The organism is Streptomyces sp. NPDC056600, assembly GCF_042792855.1.
GTDB lineage: Bacteria > Actinomycetota > Actinomycetes > Streptomycetales > Streptomycetaceae > Streptomyces.
This window is the reverse complement of record NZ_JBHTVQ010000003.1, coordinates 13233-31112: the sequence shown is the minus strand read 5'-3', so window position 1 is coordinate 31112 and position 17880 is coordinate 13233. Positions and strand designations below refer to the sequence as shown.

20 protein-coding genes are annotated in these 17880 nt (G+C 74.5%); 10 read left to right on the top strand and 10 right to left on the bottom strand.

Annotated features, from left to right (window positions below):
* Positions 1-77 precede the first annotated feature (77 nt).
* Both ACFRAV_RS02485 and ACFRAV_RS02480 read right to left on the bottom strand, forming a co-directional pair.
* The gene (locus tag ACFRAV_RS02485; protein WP_382550781.1) at positions 78-431 is read right to left on the bottom strand and encodes a beta-Ig-H3/fasciclin; all 354 of its coding nucleotides are present in this window, start codon (positions 429-431) and stop codon (positions 78-80) included.
* Positions 432-713: 282 nt separating this feature from the next.
* On the bottom strand, positions 714-896 hold the full coding sequence (locus tag ACFRAV_RS02480) for a hypothetical protein (protein WP_351114122.1): 183 nt from the start codon (positions 894-896) through the stop codon (positions 714-716).
* 326 nt (positions 897-1222) lie between these two features.
* On the opposite strand from ACFRAV_RS02480, the gene ACFRAV_RS02475 reads away from it, so the two are divergent.
* On the top strand, positions 1223-1864 hold the full coding sequence (locus ACFRAV_RS02475) for an HAD-IA family hydrolase (protein WP_382550777.1): 642 nt from the start codon (positions 1223-1225) through the stop codon (positions 1862-1864).
* Between the two features lie 30 nt (positions 1865-1894).
* Here ACFRAV_RS02475 and ACFRAV_RS02470 read toward each other — a convergent pair whose 3' ends face one another.
* Both ACFRAV_RS02470 and ACFRAV_RS02465 read right to left on the bottom strand, forming a co-directional pair.
* Positions 1895-2875 carry a DMT family transporter gene (locus ACFRAV_RS02470; RefSeq protein ID WP_382551107.1) on the bottom strand — a complete coding sequence of 327 codons (981 nt, stop codon included), beginning with the start codon at positions 2873-2875 and terminating at the stop codon, positions 1895-1897.
* A 77-nt stretch (positions 2876-2952) separates the two neighbouring features.
* On the bottom strand, positions 2953-3567 hold the full coding sequence (locus tag ACFRAV_RS02465) for a TetR/AcrR family transcriptional regulator (protein WP_382550775.1): 615 nt from the start codon (positions 3565-3567) through the stop codon (positions 2953-2955).
* A gap of 272 nt (positions 3568-3839) precedes the next feature.
* Between ACFRAV_RS02465 and ACFRAV_RS02460 the strand changes: the two genes are divergently transcribed.
* From ACFRAV_RS02460 to ACFRAV_RS02450, 3 genes are all read left to right on the top strand, one after another.
* Positions 3840-3965, top strand: coding sequence for a hypothetical protein (locus tag ACFRAV_RS02460; protein WP_382550772.1), 126 nt, complete (start codon positions 3840-3842; stop codon positions 3963-3965).
* A gap of 410 nt (positions 3966-4375) precedes the next feature.
* Positions 4376-4846 carry a lamin tail domain-containing protein gene (locus ACFRAV_RS02455; RefSeq protein ID WP_382550770.1) on the top strand — a complete coding sequence of 157 codons (471 nt, stop codon included), beginning with the start codon at positions 4376-4378 and terminating at the stop codon, positions 4844-4846.
* Between the two features lie 255 nt (positions 4847-5101).
* Positions 5102-5698 (top strand): L,D-transpeptidase family protein, encoded by a 597-nt coding sequence (locus ACFRAV_RS02450; protein ID WP_382550767.1) that lies wholly within the window; start codon positions 5102-5104, stop codon positions 5696-5698.
* Positions 5699-5753: 55 nt separating this feature from the next.
* On the opposite strand, the gene ACFRAV_RS02445 is transcribed toward ACFRAV_RS02450, so the two are convergent.
* From ACFRAV_RS02445 to ACFRAV_RS02435, 3 genes are all read right to left on the bottom strand, one after another.
* A complete protein-coding gene (locus ACFRAV_RS02445) occupies positions 5754-6257 on the bottom strand; it encodes a lamin tail domain-containing protein (protein ID WP_382550764.1) in 504 nt (167 codons plus the stop codon).
* 92 nt (positions 6258-6349) lie between these two features.
* Positions 6350-7375: an SEC-C domain-containing protein gene (locus ACFRAV_RS02440; protein ID WP_382550761.1), complete on the bottom strand. Its 1026-nt coding sequence runs from the start codon at positions 7373-7375 to the stop codon at positions 6350-6352.
* Positions 7376-7596: 221 nt separating this feature from the next.
* Positions 7597-8196: a hypothetical protein gene (locus ACFRAV_RS02435; RefSeq protein ID WP_382550759.1), complete on the bottom strand. Its 600-nt coding sequence runs from the start codon at positions 8194-8196 to the stop codon at positions 7597-7599.
* A gap of 228 nt (positions 8197-8424) precedes the next feature.
* Here ACFRAV_RS02435 and ACFRAV_RS02430 point away from each other — a divergent pair, with 228 nt between their 5' ends.
* Positions 8425-9450, top strand: a complete 1026-nt coding sequence (locus tag ACFRAV_RS02430; protein WP_382550756.1) for a hypothetical protein — start codon at positions 8425-8427, stop codon at positions 9448-9450.
* Between the two features lie 55 nt (positions 9451-9505).
* On the opposite strand, the gene ACFRAV_RS02425 is transcribed toward ACFRAV_RS02430, so the two are convergent.
* Both ACFRAV_RS02425 and ACFRAV_RS02420 read right to left on the bottom strand, forming a co-directional pair.
* Positions 9506-9997, bottom strand: coding sequence for a heme-degrading domain-containing protein (locus ACFRAV_RS02425; protein WP_351114110.1), 492 nt, complete (start codon positions 9995-9997; stop codon positions 9506-9508).
* Positions 9994-11073, bottom strand: a complete 1080-nt coding sequence (locus tag ACFRAV_RS02420; protein ID WP_382550752.1) for a Gfo/Idh/MocA family oxidoreductase — start codon at positions 11071-11073, stop codon at positions 9994-9996. Before ACFRAV_RS02420 ends, ACFRAV_RS02425 begins: the two co-directional genes overlap by 4 nt.
* Before the next feature lie 141 nt (positions 11074-11214).
* On the opposite strand from ACFRAV_RS02420, the gene ACFRAV_RS02415 reads away from it, so the two are divergent.
* The 5 genes from ACFRAV_RS02415 to ACFRAV_RS02395 all read left to right on the top strand — a co-directional run bounded on the left by ACFRAV_RS02415 (position 11215) and on the right by ACFRAV_RS02395 (position 15466).
* Positions 11215-11952, top strand: coding sequence for a hypothetical protein (locus ACFRAV_RS02415; RefSeq protein ID WP_382550750.1), 738 nt, complete (start codon positions 11215-11217; stop codon positions 11950-11952).
* A 209-nt stretch (positions 11953-12161) separates the two neighbouring features.
* Positions 12162-12941 (top strand): HAD-IIA family hydrolase, encoded by a 780-nt coding sequence (locus ACFRAV_RS02410; protein WP_351114107.1) that lies wholly within the window; start codon positions 12162-12164, stop codon positions 12939-12941.
* 126 nt (positions 12942-13067) lie between these two features.
* Complete coding sequence (locus ACFRAV_RS02405) at positions 13068-13670, top strand: hypothetical protein (RefSeq protein WP_382550747.1); 603 nt, start codon at positions 13068-13070, stop codon at positions 13668-13670.
* Positions 13667-14329 carry a class F sortase gene (locus tag ACFRAV_RS02400; protein WP_382550744.1) on the top strand — a complete coding sequence of 221 codons (663 nt, stop codon included), beginning with the start codon at positions 13667-13669 and terminating at the stop codon, positions 14327-14329. Before ACFRAV_RS02405 ends, ACFRAV_RS02400 begins: the two co-directional genes overlap by 4 nt.
* Before the next feature lie 114 nt (positions 14330-14443).
* The gene (locus ACFRAV_RS02395; RefSeq protein WP_382550741.1) at positions 14444-15466 is read left to right on the top strand and encodes a glycoside hydrolase family 6 protein; all 1023 of its coding nucleotides are present in this window, start codon (positions 14444-14446) and stop codon (positions 15464-15466) included.
* A gap of 107 nt (positions 15467-15573) precedes the next feature.
* On the opposite strand, the gene ACFRAV_RS02390 is transcribed toward ACFRAV_RS02395, so the two are convergent.
* Positions 15574-17538: a galactose oxidase-like domain-containing protein gene (locus tag ACFRAV_RS02390; protein WP_382550738.1), complete on the bottom strand. Its 1965-nt coding sequence runs from the start codon at positions 17536-17538 to the stop codon at positions 15574-15576.
* Positions 17539-17880 lie beyond the last annotated feature (342 nt).

The window sequence follows — 17880 nt, the reverse complement described above, 5'->3', positions numbered from 1 at the left end:
GACGTGACGATCCCACCAGCGCGCGCCGCACCCCGCACGTCCGCGGGGCCGTCCGGGCGATCCGCCCGCCGGCCCGGTCAGCAGATGACCGTGCGCTCGTAGGCGCCGGTGATCGACTCGTGCGCGTAGATCACGGAAGCTCCCGGCCCGAGCGCGTAGCAAGGGCTGTCGCCGGAGTCGTCCACCACGACCCTGACCCGCATCGCGCTCCCGCACTCGTTGGCGAGGTCGACGTCGAAACCCGCGTGGGTCGCATTGACGTAGGGCTGCACGCAGGCCGGAGCGGTGCGGGCGGCGGCCGCGGCCGGGTCGGAGGGCCAGAGGGCGGCGGCGGTGGCTCCGACGGTGAGGGTGGCGGCGGCGATCACGGCGGTCCGACGGGCCGTCAGCCGCACGGTGCGCTCGCTGGGCTGCGTGGGGGACATGGGCACGCTCGCTTCCTGGGAGGCGGTCGAGGTGGCTCCATCCTCCGGCCGCCCCCGGACGGCGGCATCCAGGCTGGGCGGAACGGGTGACACGCGCGCCCCTGACCTGCGAAAACGTCTCCGTCGTCACAGGCCCCCGAGAACGCGCCGCACCCCCGGGGCCGTCGCGTCGCCGGACGCGGGGCCCGCGGGGGTGCGGGGCGGAGAGGACGTGACGTCGGCATCGTCGGCGACGTCACGGCAGAACGGTCGAACAGACAGGCAGGACCTGCGGAGCAGCCGGAACCGTCAGTCGTCGTGACCGGCGTTGGCGGTGCCGTAGTTGCCCTCCTCGGAGGTCCACTGGGTGCCGGAGAAGATGTTCGGCGAGTGGTCGTCGTCGTCGTGGGCGACGGCCGTCCCGGCGCCGAGGCCGGCGGCGGCGATGGCGAAGGCGGCCAGAACGGTGGCGGTGGCGCGGCGAACGCGCATGGTTCCTCCTCAGGGATCGGTCCCCGGACGCGGAACGGTCGGGCGGGTCTTCGCGTCCGGTGGACCCATGGCACCAGCCGCGAGCCGCCCGGAGCCGCCGCCGGCCCCGTGTCGCGCCCACCGTTCACCCATCGGACCCATCCCGAGGTGCGTCCGGGCCACCGGTGTGCCCGTGACGCCACCGACCTGAGTCCTTCGTGGCCGCCGTCCCCGGCGGGACGGGGCGACGACGGTGGCGGGTTCCCGGGCGTGGGAAGCCTTCACGAGCAGGCCGACCCCCGACGCGGAGGGGTGGGCGCGCCCGTCACTGCACGAGAATGCGCGGCATGTCCACGACTTCCTCGCGCCCGCGCCCCTTCGACGCCGTGCTCTGCGACCTCGACGGCGTCGTACGCCACTGGCCGCCCGCCGACACCCTGGAGCTGGCCAACGGCCTTCCCGTCGGCGCTCTGGCCGCCGCGGCCTTCGCCCCGGCCCGGCTGCACCCCGCCGTCACCGGCGAGGTCACCGACGAGCAGTGGCGTGCGGCCGTCACCGACGACCTCGCCGCGCGTCACGGGTCCAGGCGCGGGGCCGAGGCCATGGTCGCGGACTGGTCGGCGGTCCTGCCGGTGGTCGACGAGGATGTCGTCGCCCTGCTCCGGCAGGTGCGCGAGGTCGCCGCAGTCGCCCTGGTCACCAATGCGACCACCCGGCTGGAGCGGGACCTGGAGCGGCAGGGACTCGACGACCTCGCCGACCTCGTGGTCAACACCGCGCGGATCGGGGTGGCGAAGCCCGACCCGCGCGTCGTCCGCCATGCCGCCGAGCGACTCGGCGTGCCGGTCGGGCGCTGCCTGTTCGTCGACGACACGGAGGCCAACGTGCTGGCCGCCCGGGAGACCGGGATGACCGCGCTGCACCATCGCAGGGTCGCCGACCTGCGCACGGCGCTCGCACCCCTGCTCGGCGTCGGCGGGGCCGCCTGAACCGGTCGTCCGGCCGGGGACGCGCCCGCTTCAGGCGCGCCTGCCGACGCCCCCGCCCGGTCCCGGAACGGTGACCGGATCCCCCGCGTCGACGGCTGCCGCGGGGCCTGCCGGGGCGGTCCGGCGTCCGCGCGGGGCGCGCGCCGGTGTGGTCAGGACGGCGAGGCAGGCGACGACCAGGAGGATGCCGGTCCAGCCCGGTGCCGGAAGGCGTTCGCCGACCACCAGGACGGCCAGCAGCGCCGCGACCGCGGGCTCCAGGAGCGAGAGCGTGGTCGCGGTGCTCGCCGGCACATGGGAGAGACCCCGGCCGAAGAGGACGTAGCCCAGGAACATGGGCACCAGCGCCATGTACGTGCCGACGGCGGCGTTGGACCAGGAGGCCAGCAACGGGGCGCCGGTGGCCAGCAGGACCGGCATCAGCAGCAGCCCGCCCAGGCCGAAGACGGCGCCCATGGCCGCGCCCGAGGTGACGCCGCGGCTGATCAGGCGGTGGGCGGCCCAGGAGTACAGGGCGTAGGTGAGACCGGCGGCCAGGCCGAGGCCGATGCCGAGCACGTTCGCCCCGGTGGAGCCCGCCCCCGCGTGGCCTGGACCGGAGTCGGCGGCCTGGGCGGCGCAGAGCAGGACCGTGCCGGACAGGCCCAGCGCGGCCGCCGCCGTCCAACGGCGGGTCAGGCGGCGGCCGTCGGCGACGCGTTCGATCAGGGCCGAGGCGAGCGGGGCGGAACCGATGGACACCACGGTGCCGACGGCGACCCCGGCGAGGTGCATGGAGGTGTAGAAGGCCAGCGGGTAGGCCCCGACCGAGAGCGCCCCGAGCAGCACCACACCCGGGTGACCGCGCAGATCCGCGGACTCCCGGCGGATGCGGGGCGCGGCGACGAGCGCCTGGAGCAGGCCGCCCAGGCCCATCGCGACGGCGCCGATCGCCAGTGGCCCCACCGCCGGGGCGAAGGTGGCGGCGGTGCCGGTGGTGCCCCACAGCACCGAGGCCAGCAGGACGCACACGGCCCCGACGCCCGCCGAGCGCCCGACGCCCCGCTGCGGGCCCTGCGACGCACCGCCCGAGCGGTCGCCGGGCCGCCTCACGGCCGGTCCAGCAGGTCGGCCGCCATCGCCCTGGCCCGCTCCAGCCGGGCGCCGCCGCCTTCCAGACCGGCCCGGGCCATCGCGCCCTCCAGCAGGAAGGACAGATGTTCCGCCGTCGCCCGCGCCCGTTCCGGACGACCGGGGAGCAGCTCGTCGAGATGCCCGGCGAGCAGGCCCTCGACCTCCTCCTTGTGCCGGCGCACCACCTCCCGGCCCTCGTCCCCGGCAGGCAGTTCGGCGGCCGCGTTCAGCAGGCCGCAGCCGCGGAAGCCCCGGTCGTAGGCGAAGGCGGCGTGGTCGGCGTAGGCGTCGAAGACCGCCAGGACCCGTCCGCGCGCGTCGTGGGTCGTCTCCAGCCGTCGCCCGTAGAGACCGAGCCATTCCTGGTGCCGGGCGTCCAGGTAGGCCATCACCAGGTCGGACTTGGAGGAAAAGTTGTTGTACAGGCTCATCTTCGCCACGCCCGCCTCGGCGGTGATCGCGTCGATGCCGGTCGCCGTCACGCCGTCGGCGTAGAAACGGCGGGCCGCCGCGGCCAGCAGCCGTTCCCGGGCGGCTCCGCGCCGCCTGCCGGGGCGTACCGCCTCCACCGGTCCGGTGCTCTCGCTCATCCGGCCCTCCCTCCCTTAATTAGGTAGGTCAGTCTATCTATCAGGCCAGGTGGCGGCGCATCCGTATGTCTGGACACCTCTCGCGCGGGGCTCACGCGGCGCGTTCGCCGGAGGAGACGAGGGCGGGGCGCGGCGTGCGAAGGGGGTGGGCTCCGGCCGTCCGGGTGAACGGACGGGGAGAGGTATGTGCGGCGCGCCGATTCGTGCTGATCCTGCGGGAACGGGCCCTGTTGATCGATCCGGAAGGGCCCTCACCTGGAAGGACAGTGCTGATGACACGAGGGGAGTTCCTGCGCCTGACGGTCGGGCTGGCGGCGGGCGTGGTGTTCGGGGCGAGGCGGTGGAGGGCGACGTCCACGGCATGGGTCAACCCACGCTCGGAGGTCTGGGACGGCTGAGCGTGCCGGCCCAGGGGGGGCGAAGGCAGGTGGCGCGCAGATGTTCGCTCGACAGCGCCGACTGACATGCGCGTTCGATCTTGCGGGGTCGATGCGTAACGGTGCCGGACGGAGATGTGAAGGAGTTCTGGAGAGGGGAGGTTTGGGACGCGGGCGGTGCTTCCAGCCCTGAGTTCCGGGATGGGTGCATATCGAAAGTAACCGCTGGTTGCACCCAACCGAGTGACATTGAGCGGCATATAAGGAAGTAACGCCAATGTCCGTGATTCGTAACAGCGCCTGATTCGGGTCCCTTTCGCCGGGTCGGCGGCGGCAGAGTTCGACCCCTCGGCAGCCCGCCGGGACCTGCACATCGCCTCAGCCGGCCCACCGCCCACGTGGGCCGGCCGGGGCCGCACGAAAGGGACCGCATGTCTCCCATCAAGCGCTTCATCGCCGCCGCTCTCGTCGCCGGCTCCGCCCTCGGCGCGACGGCCCTGCCGGCCTCCGCGGACGACCACCGCGGAGACCGTGACCGTCGTGGCTCGGTCGAGATCACCGCCGTCCGGGCCGACTCGCCCGGCCCGGAGACCGGGTCGAACCGCTCCCTGAACGGCGAGTGGGTCCAGGTGACGAACAAGGGCCGGCACAGCGTCAGCCTGCGGGGGTGGACCCTGCGGGACCAGGACCGCAACGTCTACACCTTCCGGGGCAACGTGCGCCTGGCGCCCCGTGAGTCGGTGCTCGTGCACAGCGGACGTGGCCACGACGGCCGGGGCCACGTGTACCAGGGCCGCCACACCTACGTGTGGGACAACCACGGTGAGACGGCCACCCTTCGGGACGCGCGGGGCAAGTTCGTGGACGCGGCCCACTACGGCCGTGGTGGGAGCCGCCGTTGAGCGGTGACTCCTCCTTGCCCTGAACGCTGAAGCGTCGGCCTTCCCCGTACCGCACCTCTCGGGGAAAGGCCGGCGTTTCGGCGTGTCCGGACCGGCGGAACCACGGGGCTCACCGGGCGCGCGGGGGGCGCGCGACCAGGGTGCGCTCCTGCCGTTCGGGTGGCTGCTGCCGGGCAGGGCTTCCCGGCCCGCCCCGCGCTGCCGATGCTGCCGACGGACGCACGGACGGAGTGACGGGTGGAAGGCGGGAGTGCGGTGGCGGCGACGAGAACGTGGTGGGCGACGAGAACGTGGTGGGCGACGAGGACGTGGCGGGCGCGGGGCGCGTGCGGGGCGGCGGTCGCCCTGGCCGTGGCGGCGGGGGTGCTGGGGACGGCGGAGGCCTCGACCGCGGCGCGGCCCGAGGTGACCCTGGTGTTCGACAAGAATCCGCAGCACCCGGACCGGTCCACCCTGACCCTGAGCCGCGGCGGTGAGCGGCAGGCCCGCTACCGGGCGGGCTCCGGCGACGGCAGCACCGACGACTGCGCCGCCGGGCGGGGGTGGCTGCCGGACGGACAGTGGCGCATCGTGCTCAAGGACCGGCGGTTCAAGGGCGGCAAGGTCCGCGGCTACGGACTCCAGCTGGGCGACATGAGGTGCGCCGGGGGCGAGGTGACGCGGACCGGCATGTTCGTCCACTCCGAGATGCACCGCGACGGCAGCCAGGGGGACACCGAGCCGCGCCGCTGGGACGGCGAGGCCGACTACCTTTCCGACGGATGCGTGAAGCTGCGGCCGGAGGACATCAAGGACCTCTTCCGCAGGCTCGACGCGCTCGGCTGGCCGGAGCGGCTGCGGGTGGTCCCGTGACGGGCGCGCCCCCGAGGGAGCGCGCCCGCTCGGGCGCGGTGGCGGGGAGCGGCGGTCAGCCGTGGAAGCCGATGTACCCGTTGCCGTCGCGGTCGTTCCCGGACTTGCTGTACGCGTGGACGTCCGAGCGCGGGCCGGACGGCTTGTAGAGGTAGATGGTGTCCCGGTCGTTGTTCCACATGAAGTTGCAGTTGCCGCGGTAGACCACGTTCTTGGCGTCCGAGTCCGTGCCGTTGCCGCCGCGCAGGCGGACGTAGTCGCCGGGCTGCAGCGAGTGGGACTCGGTGAAGGTGAACGTGTTGCCGGTAGCGTCCTTCACGACGTAATCCCGGAGGTTGATCGTCGCGGTCTTCGAGTAGTTCTTCAACGTCAGGTATTCCTGGCTGGTGTTGCCCGACGAGCAGCTGTTGCGGTCGGCGCCCGGGGCGTCGTACTGGACGCCCCGGATCTTGAGCGCGGACGTGTACTCGGCGGCCTGCGCCGGGGCGGCGGTCAGAACGCCCAGGCTGACGGTGGAGACGGCGGCCAGCAGAGCCGCGCCCACGGTGGACTTGCGCATGAGGATTCCCCCCTCGGTCGAACGGGTGAAGCGAGGGGGGAAGTCTACGTCCGTGAATATTGTGTGACGGGATTATGGATGTTTTCGGTCTGTCACGAGCGCCGGCCGTGGCAGGTGTGGTACTGGCTCCCCGACCCGCACCAGCACGCGGCGGTGGGCTCCGGCGGCCAGGGGAGGGCCCGGCCCCGGGCGGCGAGGGTGGTGGCGTACTGCGGGAGCAGGGTGGCGTCCTCGGGGGAGGCGGCCTCCGAGGCGGCGAAGGCCTCGTAGGAGGGGACCGTGCCGGAGACGATGCCCAGGTTGGGAGTGCCGGAGGCGGCGAGCTCCCGCAGGCTGGCCTCTATCGCGGCGACGTGCTCGGCATGCGAGGGGTACTCCGCCGACAGCCCCGGGTAGGCGGCCAGCAGTTCCTCCAGCTCCCGCTCCGGCCAGTGCAGCACCGCCACCGGGAACGGGCGGGAGATCTCGCGGCGGAAGGCTCCGAGCTCGGCCCGCAGGCGGGCGATCTCCGCGGACAGCTCGCCCGGGTCGGAGGAGCCGAGGGACCAGACCCGCTTGGGGTCGTGCAGTTCGTCGAGGCGGACGGCCGAGGCGGAGTCGTGCAGGCGGTCGGCCAGCGAGTCCCAGGCGTCGTGGTCGGCGCCGAGCATGCGGCGCACCCGGTGCCGGCCGTAGAGGAGCGGTCGGGTCGCGGACGTGGGCTCCTGCGAGTCGCCGATCAGCAGCCGGGCCCCGTCGGTGAACGTCTCCTCGGCGAGCACCAGCTCGTCGTGGGTCTCCAGGGCCTCCGCGACGACCACCCACGCCTCCGGCGTCCGGGGTGCCGCCGCCCGAACGCCGTCGATGATCGCGCGGGCCTCCGCGACGTGGTCGTACCGCCACAGGTTGGACGCCTTCAGCGCGCGGACCAGCTGCGGGTCGTCCAGCTCGGCGGGCGCGGCGAGCAGCCGGTCGTACAGGGCGGTGGCCGCGGGGCGGTCACCGGCCAGCTCGCGGTGCGCGGCGGCCCGCAGCAGCAGGGCCTCGGCGTCCGCCGGGTAGAGAGCGGCGGCGCGCTCCAGGCGGGCCGCTTCTTCGGTGTGGTCGACGGCGTTCTCTGCAGGCATGTCGGGACGCATGTCCTCACGGTAGCGCCGGGGTCCGACGCGGTGGGGGGAGTGGGGTCACGGTGTCGGCAGCGTCACGGTGGGGCAGGCGCCGGCCCGCCGCTCGCACGCCACCCGGCGGCCGCAGGGAGCCGCCGGGTGGCGTGGGTGTGAGGGGCGGAGCGGTCCGGAGCAGGCGCCCGGGCGGGGAGCCGTACCCGGGTCGGGTCCGGGCGCCTGCCGATCGGTGGACGTCAGAAGTAGGTGACGTCCAGGACACCGCGCTCGAACTCGTACTGGACGTACGCGCGGCCGCGGTGGCTGTCGCGGTAGACGACGTCGCCGCGCGAGCCGCGGACGCGGTCCGCGGTGTCGCGGATGTACCTGTCCAGGCAGCGGTTCTCACGCAGGTCGACCTTGTAGCCGTTCGCGTGGGTGTAGCGCCCGCGGCGGTTGTCCCAGTCGTTGCCGACCTCGGTGCCGTTGACGACGACCACGTTGCAGCGGCTGTCGCGCTTGAGCTTCACCAGGCCGCGGACGGTGTCCTCCTGGATGCCCTGGTAGCTGGTGCAGCGGGAGCGGTTGACGTTGTGACAGTCGCCCGGCGAGACACGGCGCACGCCCGCACGGTCGAGGATGCGGTCCGCCTGGCGGTCGTTGAGGCGCTCACCGGGCCGCGAGGCGACGGAGTCGGCCGCGGCGGGGGCGGCGGAGGCGACCGGGGCGAAGGCCATCAGGCCGCCGGCCAGGGCGGTGGCGAGGAGGGCGGCGACGGCCCCCTTGCGCCGGCGGGCCGGCGTGGCGGAGGAGGCGGCCTCGGTGGCCGGGGCGAGCTGCTCGGTGGCGTTACGCACGGATGCGGGTCCTTTCGACTGCCGTCGTGGTCGCGTCGTGGATCGCTGACGACGGTGGTTTCACCCGGCCGAAGACGCTCGACCGGGTGGGTTGGACGTCTCAACCCTGCCCCGGCAAATCCGGCCAGTTCTATACTTCCGGCGGGTCAGTTGATTCATGCACAAATCGGCTTCTATGCACGCGGCTGACCAGCGATCATGCATGGAAGCGTGGGGGAGGCGCATCAAATGCGTGAGGAATCCGGCCGGAGTTGTGAGGAGTTCGCGAAGAGCGGGAGCGTGGCGCGGCTGAAGCTGGCGGCGCTCCTGCGGAGTTGGTGGCAGGAGGATCCGGGCCGGGCCACGCAGTCGTCGCTGGCGCGGAAGCTGGGCGAGCGGGGAGTGAAGACCAGCCAGGAGATGCTCTCCCGGTACCTGCACCGCACCCGGCCCACCGTGGCCCGCCTGGACGTCGTCCGGGCGCTGCACGCCGTGCTGGAGCGCGGCGACGCGGAGCTGGAGGAGGCGCTGGAACTCCTCGCGGCGGCGCGGGGGGACGACGCGGGCGGCGCCGCGGCGGGAACCGGGGGCGCGGCGGGCGTGGTGGGTGCTGCCGGCTCGCCGGTGGGCCCGGGGCCCGGGGTGCGGGTGGGCGCGGGTGCGGGGACCAGCACCGCGACGGGCGTGGACCTCGGTCCGGCCGGAGGTCATGGGGCGGCGCCCACCGGCGTGGGGCCGGTCGATGGTTCCGGCGGCGGGAGCGTGGGGGCGGCGTCCCCGGTCCCACGTCCGGTCGCGGCCTCGGTGGGTGCCGGGGCGAGGGCGTCCGCAGGTACGGGGGAGAGGGATGCGGTCCGCGCCGGGACGGAAGCCGGAGCGGGTGCCGGAAGCGAAGCAGGAGCCGGTACCGAAGTCGCTGCCGGAACCCTGTCCGGGCCGGCGGCGGCCGCCCTGCCGGGCACGGGCCCGGGCCAGGTTCCGCTGCCGGTGCCGTGTCCCCGGACGGAGGCCGGAGCGATGACCCCCCGGGCGCTCGGGGGCGTGGCCGGGGTCGCCCCGGTGGCGGGGGCGGCGGGCGTCCCGCTCCCCGTGGTGACGGAGCAGGATCTGCGGTGGCGGCGCTGGTCGGCGGCGGTCACCGCCGCGGCGGCCGCGGCGGCGGGGATGGTGCTGACCGCCGCGGTGACGCTCGGGGACGCGCAGGACACGCGGGTGCAGGCGCCGCCGGTCTGCCCGGTCGCCCCGACCGGCCCCGCCTCACCGCAGCCGAGCTGAGCCCTGACGCCCGGCAGGGCCATGAGGTCCTGCCGGGCGCCGGGCGCCGGGCGGGTCAGTCGAGGGTGAGGCCCAGGAAGCGTTCCAGCGCCTCGACGACCAGGGCGTGGTCCTGCGCCTGCGGGAGTCCGGAGACGGTGACCGCGCCGATCACGCCGACCCCGTCGACCCGCAGCGGGAACGAGCCGCCGTGCGCCGCGTAGACGTCCGGGTCGAGGCGGGAGGACTCGTCGAAGTTCTGGCCCTTGGCCCGGAACCGGGTGCCGACCAGGAAGGAGGCGTGCCCGTACCGCATCACCACGCGGCGCTTGCGGTCGATCCACGCGTCGTTCTCCGGCGCGGACCCCTCCAGCGCCGCGTGGAAGAGCTGCTGGCCGGCCCGGTGGATGTCGACCGCGACCGGGGCCTGCCGCTCCCGGGCCAGCGCCACCAGCAGGGAGCCCAGCTCCCAGGCGTCCTCGTTGCTGAAGCGGGGGAGGACCAGGCGGCGCTCCTGCGCCTCGAGTTCCTCGACGGTGGGGGAGAGCTCCGGGGTCATCCTGGTCATGCCGGCTTCACCGTCCCGCCGTCACGGGCGGAGCGCGCCGCCGCCTCCAGCACCGCCAGCGCGTCCGCCGCCTCCAGCGCGGTCACCGGGTTGCGCCCGCCGCCGCTCACCGCGGCGGCCACCGCGCGGTAGTACGAGGGGTAGTCGCCGGGCAGCGTGGGCACCGGCTCGCCGCCGCCCGTCAGCGGGGACTCGCCCGCGCCGACCGCACCCCACAGCTCCTTGGGCTCGTGGCCCCAGCGCTCGCCCTCGGCGGCCGGGCGCAGGCCCTCGCGCAGGGCGTTCTCCTGCGGGTCCAGGCCGTACTTGACGTAACCCGCCTTGGAGCCGAGGACCCGGAAGCGCGGGCCGAGCTGCGCGGTCGTCGCCGACGCGTACAGGTGGGAGCGGACGCCGCCGGTGTGGGTGACGGCGATGAAGACGTCGTCGTCGACCTGCGCGCCCTGGCGGCGGGTGTCGACCTCCGCGTAGACGGACTCGGCCGGGCCGAACAGGTGCAGCGCCTGGTCGACGACGTGGCTGCCGAGGTCGTACAGGAGCCCGCCGAGCTCCGCCGGGTCGGCCGACTCGCGCCAGCCGCCCTTCGGCTGGGGGCGCCAGCGCTCGAAGCGGGACTCGAACCGCTGGACCTCGCCCAGCGCGCCGTCGTCGAGCAGCTTGCGCAGGGTGAGGAAGTCGCCGTCCCAGCGGCGGTTCTGGAACACGGAGAGCAGCAGGCCCCGCTCCTCGGCCAGCGCGGCCAGTTCACGGGCCTCGGCGGCGGTGCCGGCGACCGGCTTGTCCACGACCACGTGGAGGCCCCGGCGCAGCGCCTCGGTGGCCAGCGGGACGTGCGTCCGGTTGGGGGAGGCGACGACCACCAGGTCCAGTTCGCCGGCGCGGGGCCACAGTTCGTCCGCCGAGGCGGCGATCCGCACGTCGGGGTACTCGGCGCGGGCCTGGGCGGCCCGCTCGGGGTTGGAGGTGACCACGGTGTCGAGGGTCAGGCCCTCGGCGGCGGCGATCATCGGCGCGTGGAACACGGACCCGGCCAGGCCGTAGCCGACCAGGGCCACACGCAGCGGTGCAGTAGTCATACGAACACTCTGGCATGGAGGGTTCCCGTGCTGGTCCGGGCGGGGGGTTGCCTGCGGCCGTTCGGGTGGTGCGACAGCGTGTCGGGGATCGCGGGCGGGGTGCGGGGAAGTTCACCCGGCATGCGACGGTGGGCGGCTGCCGTGGCTCTGGCCGCGGCCGCGGTGGGTTCGGCGGCGTCGGCGGGGGTGGCCCCGGCGGCGGCCGGGGTCCTCGCGGCGCCCGGGGCGGGGCAGGGGTGCGAGGGGGTGGGGAAGGGGAAGCGGGACTTCCCGGTGGTGGCCCGGCTGCGGGGGCCGCGGGTGTACCGGGCGGGTGACGTGCCGCAGGCGTGGACGCTGGAGCTGACGAACCGGTCGGCGCGGGCGTGCGCGGGGCTGCACCCGGTGGTGGTGCTCACCGACGAGCGGCGTGCGCTGCTGCCCGCGCAGGCGGCCCTGTTCTTCTTCGACGGCGAGCGGCCCAGGGCGGTCGACTTCGAGGGCACCGAACGCGACGAGCTGGTGGGCGTGTTCGGCGAGGACGGGAAGCGGCGCAAGGGCGGCTTCGAGGGGTTCACGGTGAAGGCCCGGCAGACCCTACGGGTGCGGGTGCTGCTGGCGGTCGCGTCCGACGCCCGCGCCAACGAGGTGGCCGCGGAGGCGGTCGTGGTGCGGCGCACCGGGCGGGGCGGGGCGGACGGGGAGTGGGTGGGGCGGTCCGAGGACCCCTACCGGTTCCGCATCAGCTCGGCGGCCGCGCCCCACGTGCGCGGGGCCGCCGGCCCCTCGGCCGACCGCGACCCCGCCTTCCCCTGGGCGCCGCTCGCCGTCGGCACGCTCGCGCTCTCCCTCACCGCCGCCTCGGCCTGGGCCCTCCGCCGCCGTCGCCGTCGCTCCTGAGGGCGACCCGGCCGGCTCCTCCGAGGCCTTCCGCACCGGCCGCCCGGGCGGGGGCACGGCGTCGCGGACGTCCCCGGATCGAACGTGGTGTGTCCGCAGGTCGGACAGGTGCGGGCCAGGGGGAATACAGGGCCCCTGGACCTGGCTGGGGGTGGCAGGGGGCGCATAGGCTGGGGCCCCGGTGGCAGGAGAGGTTCAGGAGGCTGTGGATGTCCGAGCGCAAGCCCATCGAGTCGTGGCTCACGGACATGGACGGCGTGCTGATCCATGAGGGCGTCCCGATCCCCGGTGCCGAGGAGTTCATCAAGCGGCTGAAGGACAAGGACCGCCCGTTCCTGGTCCTCACCAACAACTCCATCTACACGCCCCGCGACCTCCAGGCCCGCCTGCGCAGGATGGGCCTGGACGTGCCGGTGGAGAACATCTGGACGTCCGCGCTGGCCACCGCCCAGTTCCTCGACGACCAGCGCCCCGGCGGCACCGCCTACGCGATCGGCGAGGCCGGCCTGACCACGGCGCTGCACGACATCGGCTACGTGCTCACCGACCACGACCCCGACTACGTCGTCCTCGGCGAGACCCGCACCTACTCCTTCGAGGCGATGACCAAGGCCGTCCGGCTGATCAACGCCGGCGCGCGGTTCATCGCCACCAACCCCGACGAGACCGGCCCCTCCACCGAGGGCCCGCTGCCCGCGACCGGCTCGGTGGCCGCGCTGATCACCCGGGCCACCGGCAAGCAGCCGTACTTCGCCGGCAAGCCCAACCCGCTGATGATGCGCACCGGCCTCAACCGCCTCGGCGCGCACTCGGAGAGCTCCGCGATGATCGGCGACCGGATGGACACCGACGTGCTGGCCGGCATGGAGGCCGGGCTGCGCACCTTCCTGGTGCTCACCGGCTCGACCGGCAAGGACCAGGTGGAGAACTACCCGTTCCGCCCCTCGGAGGTCGTCGCCTCGATCGCGGACATCGTCGACCTCGTCTGAGGCCGCCGCCGGGCGCGCGCTGCTCCGAACGGGCGGCGCGCACCCGTTCGTTCGTGGCATACCCGGCCCGCCCCCGATGCGGGACGGCGCGGTCCGGGGGAGCCTCCTGGTAACGGGAGGTTCGTGATGGGTGCACTACGTACGACGCTCAGCTGTGCGGGCGCCGCGGTGGCCGTCGCGCTCACCCCGGTGGCCGGCGCCTCCCTCACGGGGGACGGCGACGTGGCCGTGGCCCCGGTCGCGCCGCGTCCCGGCACCGACGTACGGGTGACCGTGAACGGCTGCGGCGGCCGCACCGGCACCGCCGCGTCCGACGCGTTCGTGGCCGAGGCCAGGCTGACCGGCACCGGGACCGACGGCGCGCTCACCGGCGAGACCCGCGTCCGCACCGGCGTCCGGCCGGGCGCGTACCGGGTGCGGGTGCGCTGCGACGGCGTGCCCGATCGCTTCACGGAGGTGCGGGTGGCCGGCTCCCGCGGCGACGCCGTCGTCCCGGGCCGCCCTGCCTCGCCGACCGCCCCGGTCCCGGCCGGCGGCGGCGGCCTCGCCCGTGCGGAGGCCGAGGCCAGGGCCCGCGCGGAGGCCGAGGCCGAGGCGGCCGCCCCGGGCGCCGCGCAGACGGTCACCGGAGTGGTGCTGGCCGGGGTGGCCGCCGCCGTGGTGGTGTTCCTGCCGCGGACCGCACGGACCGCCAGGACCGCCCGGAGGCGACGTGCGGGGCGACGATGACGGCCCGCGGCTCCCGCCTGCTGACCGCCCTGACCTGGCTGACGCTGTTCGCGGCGACCCTCGTCTGGGCCGCGGAACTCACCGACCTCGACTCGCCTGCCGGGGAGCGCCGGCACGCCCCGGCGAACGCCGCCCCGCCCGCCGCTCCCGGCCCGGGCGTCCGGCTTCCCCCGGCCCGCCGGCCGCTGCCCGCGGCCGAGCCCCGGCGGATCGACGTGCCCTCGCTCGGGCTGAGCGCCCCGGTGGTGCCCCGGCCGCTCGACCCCTCGGGGGCTCCCGGGACTCCCCCCATGGAGATGGCGGGCGCGGTCGGCTGGTGGCAGCGGGGCCCCGCCCCCGGAGCCGCGGGCCCTGCCCTGCTGGCCGGCCACCGGGACACCGGCAGCCGGGCCGCCGTCTTCCACCGGCTCGGCGACCTGCGGCCCGGCGACGCGATCGACGTCTACCGCAGCGACGGCCGCGCGGCCCGCTTCACCGTGGAGGAGGTGCGGACCCTGCGCCGCGCCGGCTTCGACGCCCGCCTCGCCTACGGCCCCCGCCGGCCGGGCCGCGCGGAACTGCGGCTGATCACCTGCGCCGGGGCCTGGGACGAGGCGGCGCGGGCCTACACCGCCAATGTGGTGGTCTTCGCCTATCTCACCGGATCGGGTGGACGATGATCCGGAACTTCCGTGTTGTCACCGCTCGTTGCATTCGCGTGGGTGACAACTGAAATGTCAGGACTGAGAATGAGGACGACAGTGCGCCCAGGGGGGACAGCGAGGGGGGAACGAATGGACGCCAACAGGCGGACCGGGGTCGGCAGACGGCTCTGTGCGGCGGCGCTCGGCACGGCGCTGCTGCTCACCGCCGCGGGCTGCTCCGACGACAAGGAGGAGCGGCAGCAGAAGCTCAGGGAGCGAGGCGCGCCGGCCGCGAAGGGGGCGCCGTTCTGGGTCAACCCCGACGGCAACGCGGCCCGGCAGGTCCATGCCTACGAACAGGAGGGCCGGGAGGCCGAGGCCGAAGCGATCCGGCGCATAGCGGAACAGCCGGTGGGGGAGTGGATCGGCACCGAGAACCCGGAGGGCGAGGCCCGCGGGCTCACCGAGGCCGCCGTCGCGGACGGGCGCAGGGCGCTGCTGGTGCTCTACAACATCCCGCACCGCGACTGCGGCAACTACAGCGGCGGCGGCGCCGCGGACGGCGACGCCTACCGGGCCTGGCTGGAAGGCGTGATCCGCGGCATCGGCGACCGCCCGGCGACGGTCGTCCTCGAGCCCGACGCCGTGCTGCACCTGGTCGACGGGTGCACGCCCGCCGAGTTCCACGAGGAGCGCTACGCGCTGCTCGGCGAGGCGGTGGCCCGGCTGAAGCAGTTGAGCAACACCCGGGTGTACGTGGACGCGGGCAACGCGGGCTGGGGCCGGCCGGAGCAGATCTGGGAGCCGCTGCGGCGGGCCGGGGCGGAGAAGGCCGACGGCTTCGCCGTCAACGTCTCCAACTTCTACTCCACCGAGGACTCCATCGCCTACGGCAGGACGCTCTCCGAGAAGATCGGCGGCAAGCACTTCGTCGTCGACACCAGCCGCAACGGCAACGGGCCCTATCAGGAGGGCGACCCGGGCGAGCGGTGGTGCAACCCGCCGGGCCGCGCGCTGGGCGAGAGGCCGACGACGCGGACGGCCGACCCGCTCGTCGACGCCTACGTGTGGGCCAAGCGGCCCGGGGAGTCCGACGGCACTTGCAAGGGCGGCCCCAAGGCCGGCGAGTGGTGGCCGGAGTACGCCCTGGAGCTCGCGCGGGCCTCCCGGTGACCGTGCGGGAAGCGGTGACGGCGGTGGCGGTGACGGCGGCGTAGGCGCCGGGCCGAGGTTCGTGGGGGGCGGTCCGGTGACCCGGGCCGTCCCCCACCCGGGTGGGCTCAGGAGACCTTCACCCACCGTGCCGTCGCGGGCACCCCGTCCCGGTCGGTGAGGAAGAGCATGTACCAGCCCGGCTGCACCAGGTTCCGGTTCTTCGGAACGGTCACCGTGACCGTTCCGGCCTTGCCCGCCTTGCCCGGCGTCCTCCTCAGCCCGAGGGCGATCGAGCGCTGGTCCACGTCCGTGACATGGGTGGAGGCGCTGGGCCGGATCAGCCGCGCCGTCGCGAGACGGCCGGCGTCCGGGGTGCGGAAGGTGGCCTCACCGCCCCGGCGAAGGGTCCCGGGCCCGTCCTCCACCACCGGCCGCTCGCCGCGGAACAGGTACGGCGGGGTGTAGATCTCGATGCGCTGCTCGAACACGCCCGGTGTGGAGTTGGCCGGGTCGGCGTAGAGCGGGTCGGAGCCGAAGAACATCACCCGTCCGTCGGGCAGCAGCAGCGACCCGGAGTGGTAGTTGCGGCCCACCAGCGGATCGGCGACGCGGCGGAAGGAGTTCTTCTCCGGGTCGTACAGGCGCGCCTCGAGGATGTCGGAGCCGGACCGTCCCCGGTAGTCCTGCGAGCCGCCCGACACCAGCACGGTGTCGTCCGGCAGGATCGACGCCTGCGGGTACCGGGTGCCGCGCCCGAGCGACGGGCCGTCGGTGAAGCGCGGCTTCTTCGCCTTCAGGTCGACCAGCCGGGTCCGCTCGCTCGACCGGCGTGACTCGCCGATGCCGCCGCCGCCGATCACCAGGTACTTCTCCTCCTGTGCCGGCGGCAGCAGCACGGTGCCGGAGGTCTCCAGCCGGTCCGGGTCGCTCATCCCGGGGATGCGGGTGAACCGGTCGGTCTCCACGTCCCAGATCCCCGGGTCGCGGCCCACGTCGGCGGGACCGTACCCGGCGTTGGAGCCCGAGTAGAAGACCTTGCCGTTCCGTGTGAGGAACAGGGCCGGGTAGGTGGGGAACTGACGCTCCTTCCGGGTGTACGACCACTTCCTGGTCCGCGGGTCGTACACCTCGTTCTTACCGGGCACCAGCTGCCCGACCTCGTCCAGGCCCGAGACGGACAGCACCTTGCCGTCGGAGAGCGTGGTGAGCGTCGGGTACCAGCGCGCCTCGTTCATCGGGTCGACCTTGATGTACCGCTCGGCCACCGGGTCGAACTCGTAGGCGTCGCGGATCCCCTGGAAGTCCCGCTTGTCCAGCGCGAGCTTCTGCGCGATGCCGTAGGTGTTGCGGGCGTCCGCGCCCGTCAGACCCTCGATGCGGTAGTTGTCCTCCGCTCCGGTCCGGTAGCGGGCACCGCTCCGGGCCGCCTCGACGTACACGCGGCCGAGGCCGGCGTCGTTGCCGAGGAACTTGCCGGTCGCCGGGTCGAACTTCTTGGTGGCGCGCGGGACCAGCACCGGGTCCTGGGCGACGAAGGTCTTTCCGTTCTTCTTCCCGGTGAAGCGGGTCCCCCCCTTGATGGTCATCGGCTTGTCGGGGTTCTCGTTGTGGACGACCATCAGGCCGCCCGCCTTGGTGACGTCGCCCTTCAGCCGCTCGTAGCGCTGGGTGCCGCCGGCGACGAGCAGGTTGCCGTCGGCGAGCTGGGTGTGGCCGGTGCAGAACAGGTCGCTGGGCGTGGGGACCTTCTTGATCGTCCCCTTCGCCGGGTCCCACACGCGGGTGTCGAACCGCTTGGCGTCGAAGTTCCTCCGGTCGTTGCCGGAACCGGCGACCAGCAGCACCTTGCCGGTGCGGAGCAGGGCGGCGTGGATGGTGTTCTGCCGGTACCCCTCGGGGAACTCGACGATCTCCCAGCGGCCGTTGCCCGCCTTGTACTCGGGGCGGTCGATCGCGTAGGCGTGGTACTTCTCCGTGCCGAAGCGGTACAGCCAGGGGCCGTTGGCGCCGGCCAGGGCCAGCACCACGGCGGTCACCAGGGCGATGCGGCGGGCCTTGCGCCGCGAAGGGCTCGTCCGACGAGGCGTCATGCCCGCGGTCCCTCCTCGGCGGTGGCCGCGTGGCCGGTGCCGGCGGGTGCGGCGAGGCCGAGCCCCGCGTCCGCTTCACCGGGGCCGGCGGCCTCCGCGCGGCCGGTCCGCACGCGGGTGGGCCCCGCGTCGGCGGGTTCCGTCCCCCTCGGCTCCGCGTCGGCGGGACCCGCATGGGCGGGTCCCGCGTCCGCGGACGCGGCGTCCGCCGGCTTCGCGCCCGTGGGTTCCGTCTCTGCGGGCTCGACACCCGCGGGCCTGGTGTCTGCCCCCTTGGCGTCGGCGTGTTCCGTGTCCGCAGGCTCTGCGTCCGCGGGCTTCGCGTGCGCAGGCTTCGCGTCC

Bases quoted from the DNA above. Each gene is read 5' to 3' on its own strand.
- ACFRAV_RS02395 (WP_382550741.1), top strand. From the start codon at position 14,444: ATGGACGCCAACAGGCGGACCGGGGTCGGCAGACGGCTCTGTGCGGCG.
- ACFRAV_RS02390 (WP_382550738.1), bottom strand. From the start codon at position 17,538: ATGACGCCTCGTCGGACGAGCCCTTCGCGGCGCAAGGCCCGCCGCATC.
- ACFRAV_RS02465 (WP_382550775.1), bottom strand. From the start codon at position 3,567: ATGAGCGAGAGCACCGGACCGGTGGAGGCGGTACGCCCCGGCAGGCGG.
- ACFRAV_RS02425 (WP_351114110.1), bottom strand. From the start codon at position 9,997: ATGACCAGGATGACCCCGGAGCTCTCCCCCACCGTCGAGGAACTCGAG.
- ACFRAV_RS02475 (WP_382550777.1), top strand. From the start codon at position 1,223: ATGTCCACGACTTCCTCGCGCCCGCGCCCCTTCGACGCCGTGCTCTGC.
- ACFRAV_RS02430 (WP_382550756.1), top strand. From the start codon at position 8,425: ATGCGTGAGGAATCCGGCCGGAGTTGTGAGGAGTTCGCGAAGAGCGGG.
- ACFRAV_RS02440 (WP_382550761.1), bottom strand. From the start codon at position 7,375: ATGCGTCCCGACATGCCTGCAGAGAACGCCGTCGACCACACCGAAGAA.
- ACFRAV_RS02420 (WP_382550752.1), bottom strand. From the start codon at position 11,073: ATGACTACTGCACCGCTGCGTGTGGCCCTGGTCGGCTACGGCCTGGCC.
- ACFRAV_RS02405 (WP_382550747.1), top strand. From the start codon at position 13,068: ATGGGTGCACTACGTACGACGCTCAGCTGTGCGGGCGCCGCGGTGGCC.
- ACFRAV_RS02480 (WP_351114122.1), bottom strand. From the start codon at position 896: ATGCGCGTTCGCCGCGCCACCGCCACCGTTCTGGCCGCCTTCGCCATC.
- ACFRAV_RS02445 (WP_382550764.1), bottom strand. From the start codon at position 6,257: ATGCGCAAGTCCACCGTGGGCGCGGCTCTGCTGGCCGCCGTCTCCACC.
- ACFRAV_RS02455 (WP_382550770.1), top strand. From the start codon at position 4,376: ATGTCTCCCATCAAGCGCTTCATCGCCGCCGCTCTCGTCGCCGGCTCC.
- ACFRAV_RS02400 (WP_382550744.1), top strand. From the start codon at position 13,667: ATGACGGCCCGCGGCTCCCGCCTGCTGACCGCCCTGACCTGGCTGACG.
- ACFRAV_RS02410 (WP_351114107.1), top strand. From the start codon at position 12,162: ATGTCCGAGCGCAAGCCCATCGAGTCGTGGCTCACGGACATGGACGGC.
- ACFRAV_RS02460 (WP_382550772.1), top strand. From the start codon at position 3,840: ATGACACGAGGGGAGTTCCTGCGCCTGACGGTCGGGCTGGCGGCGGGC.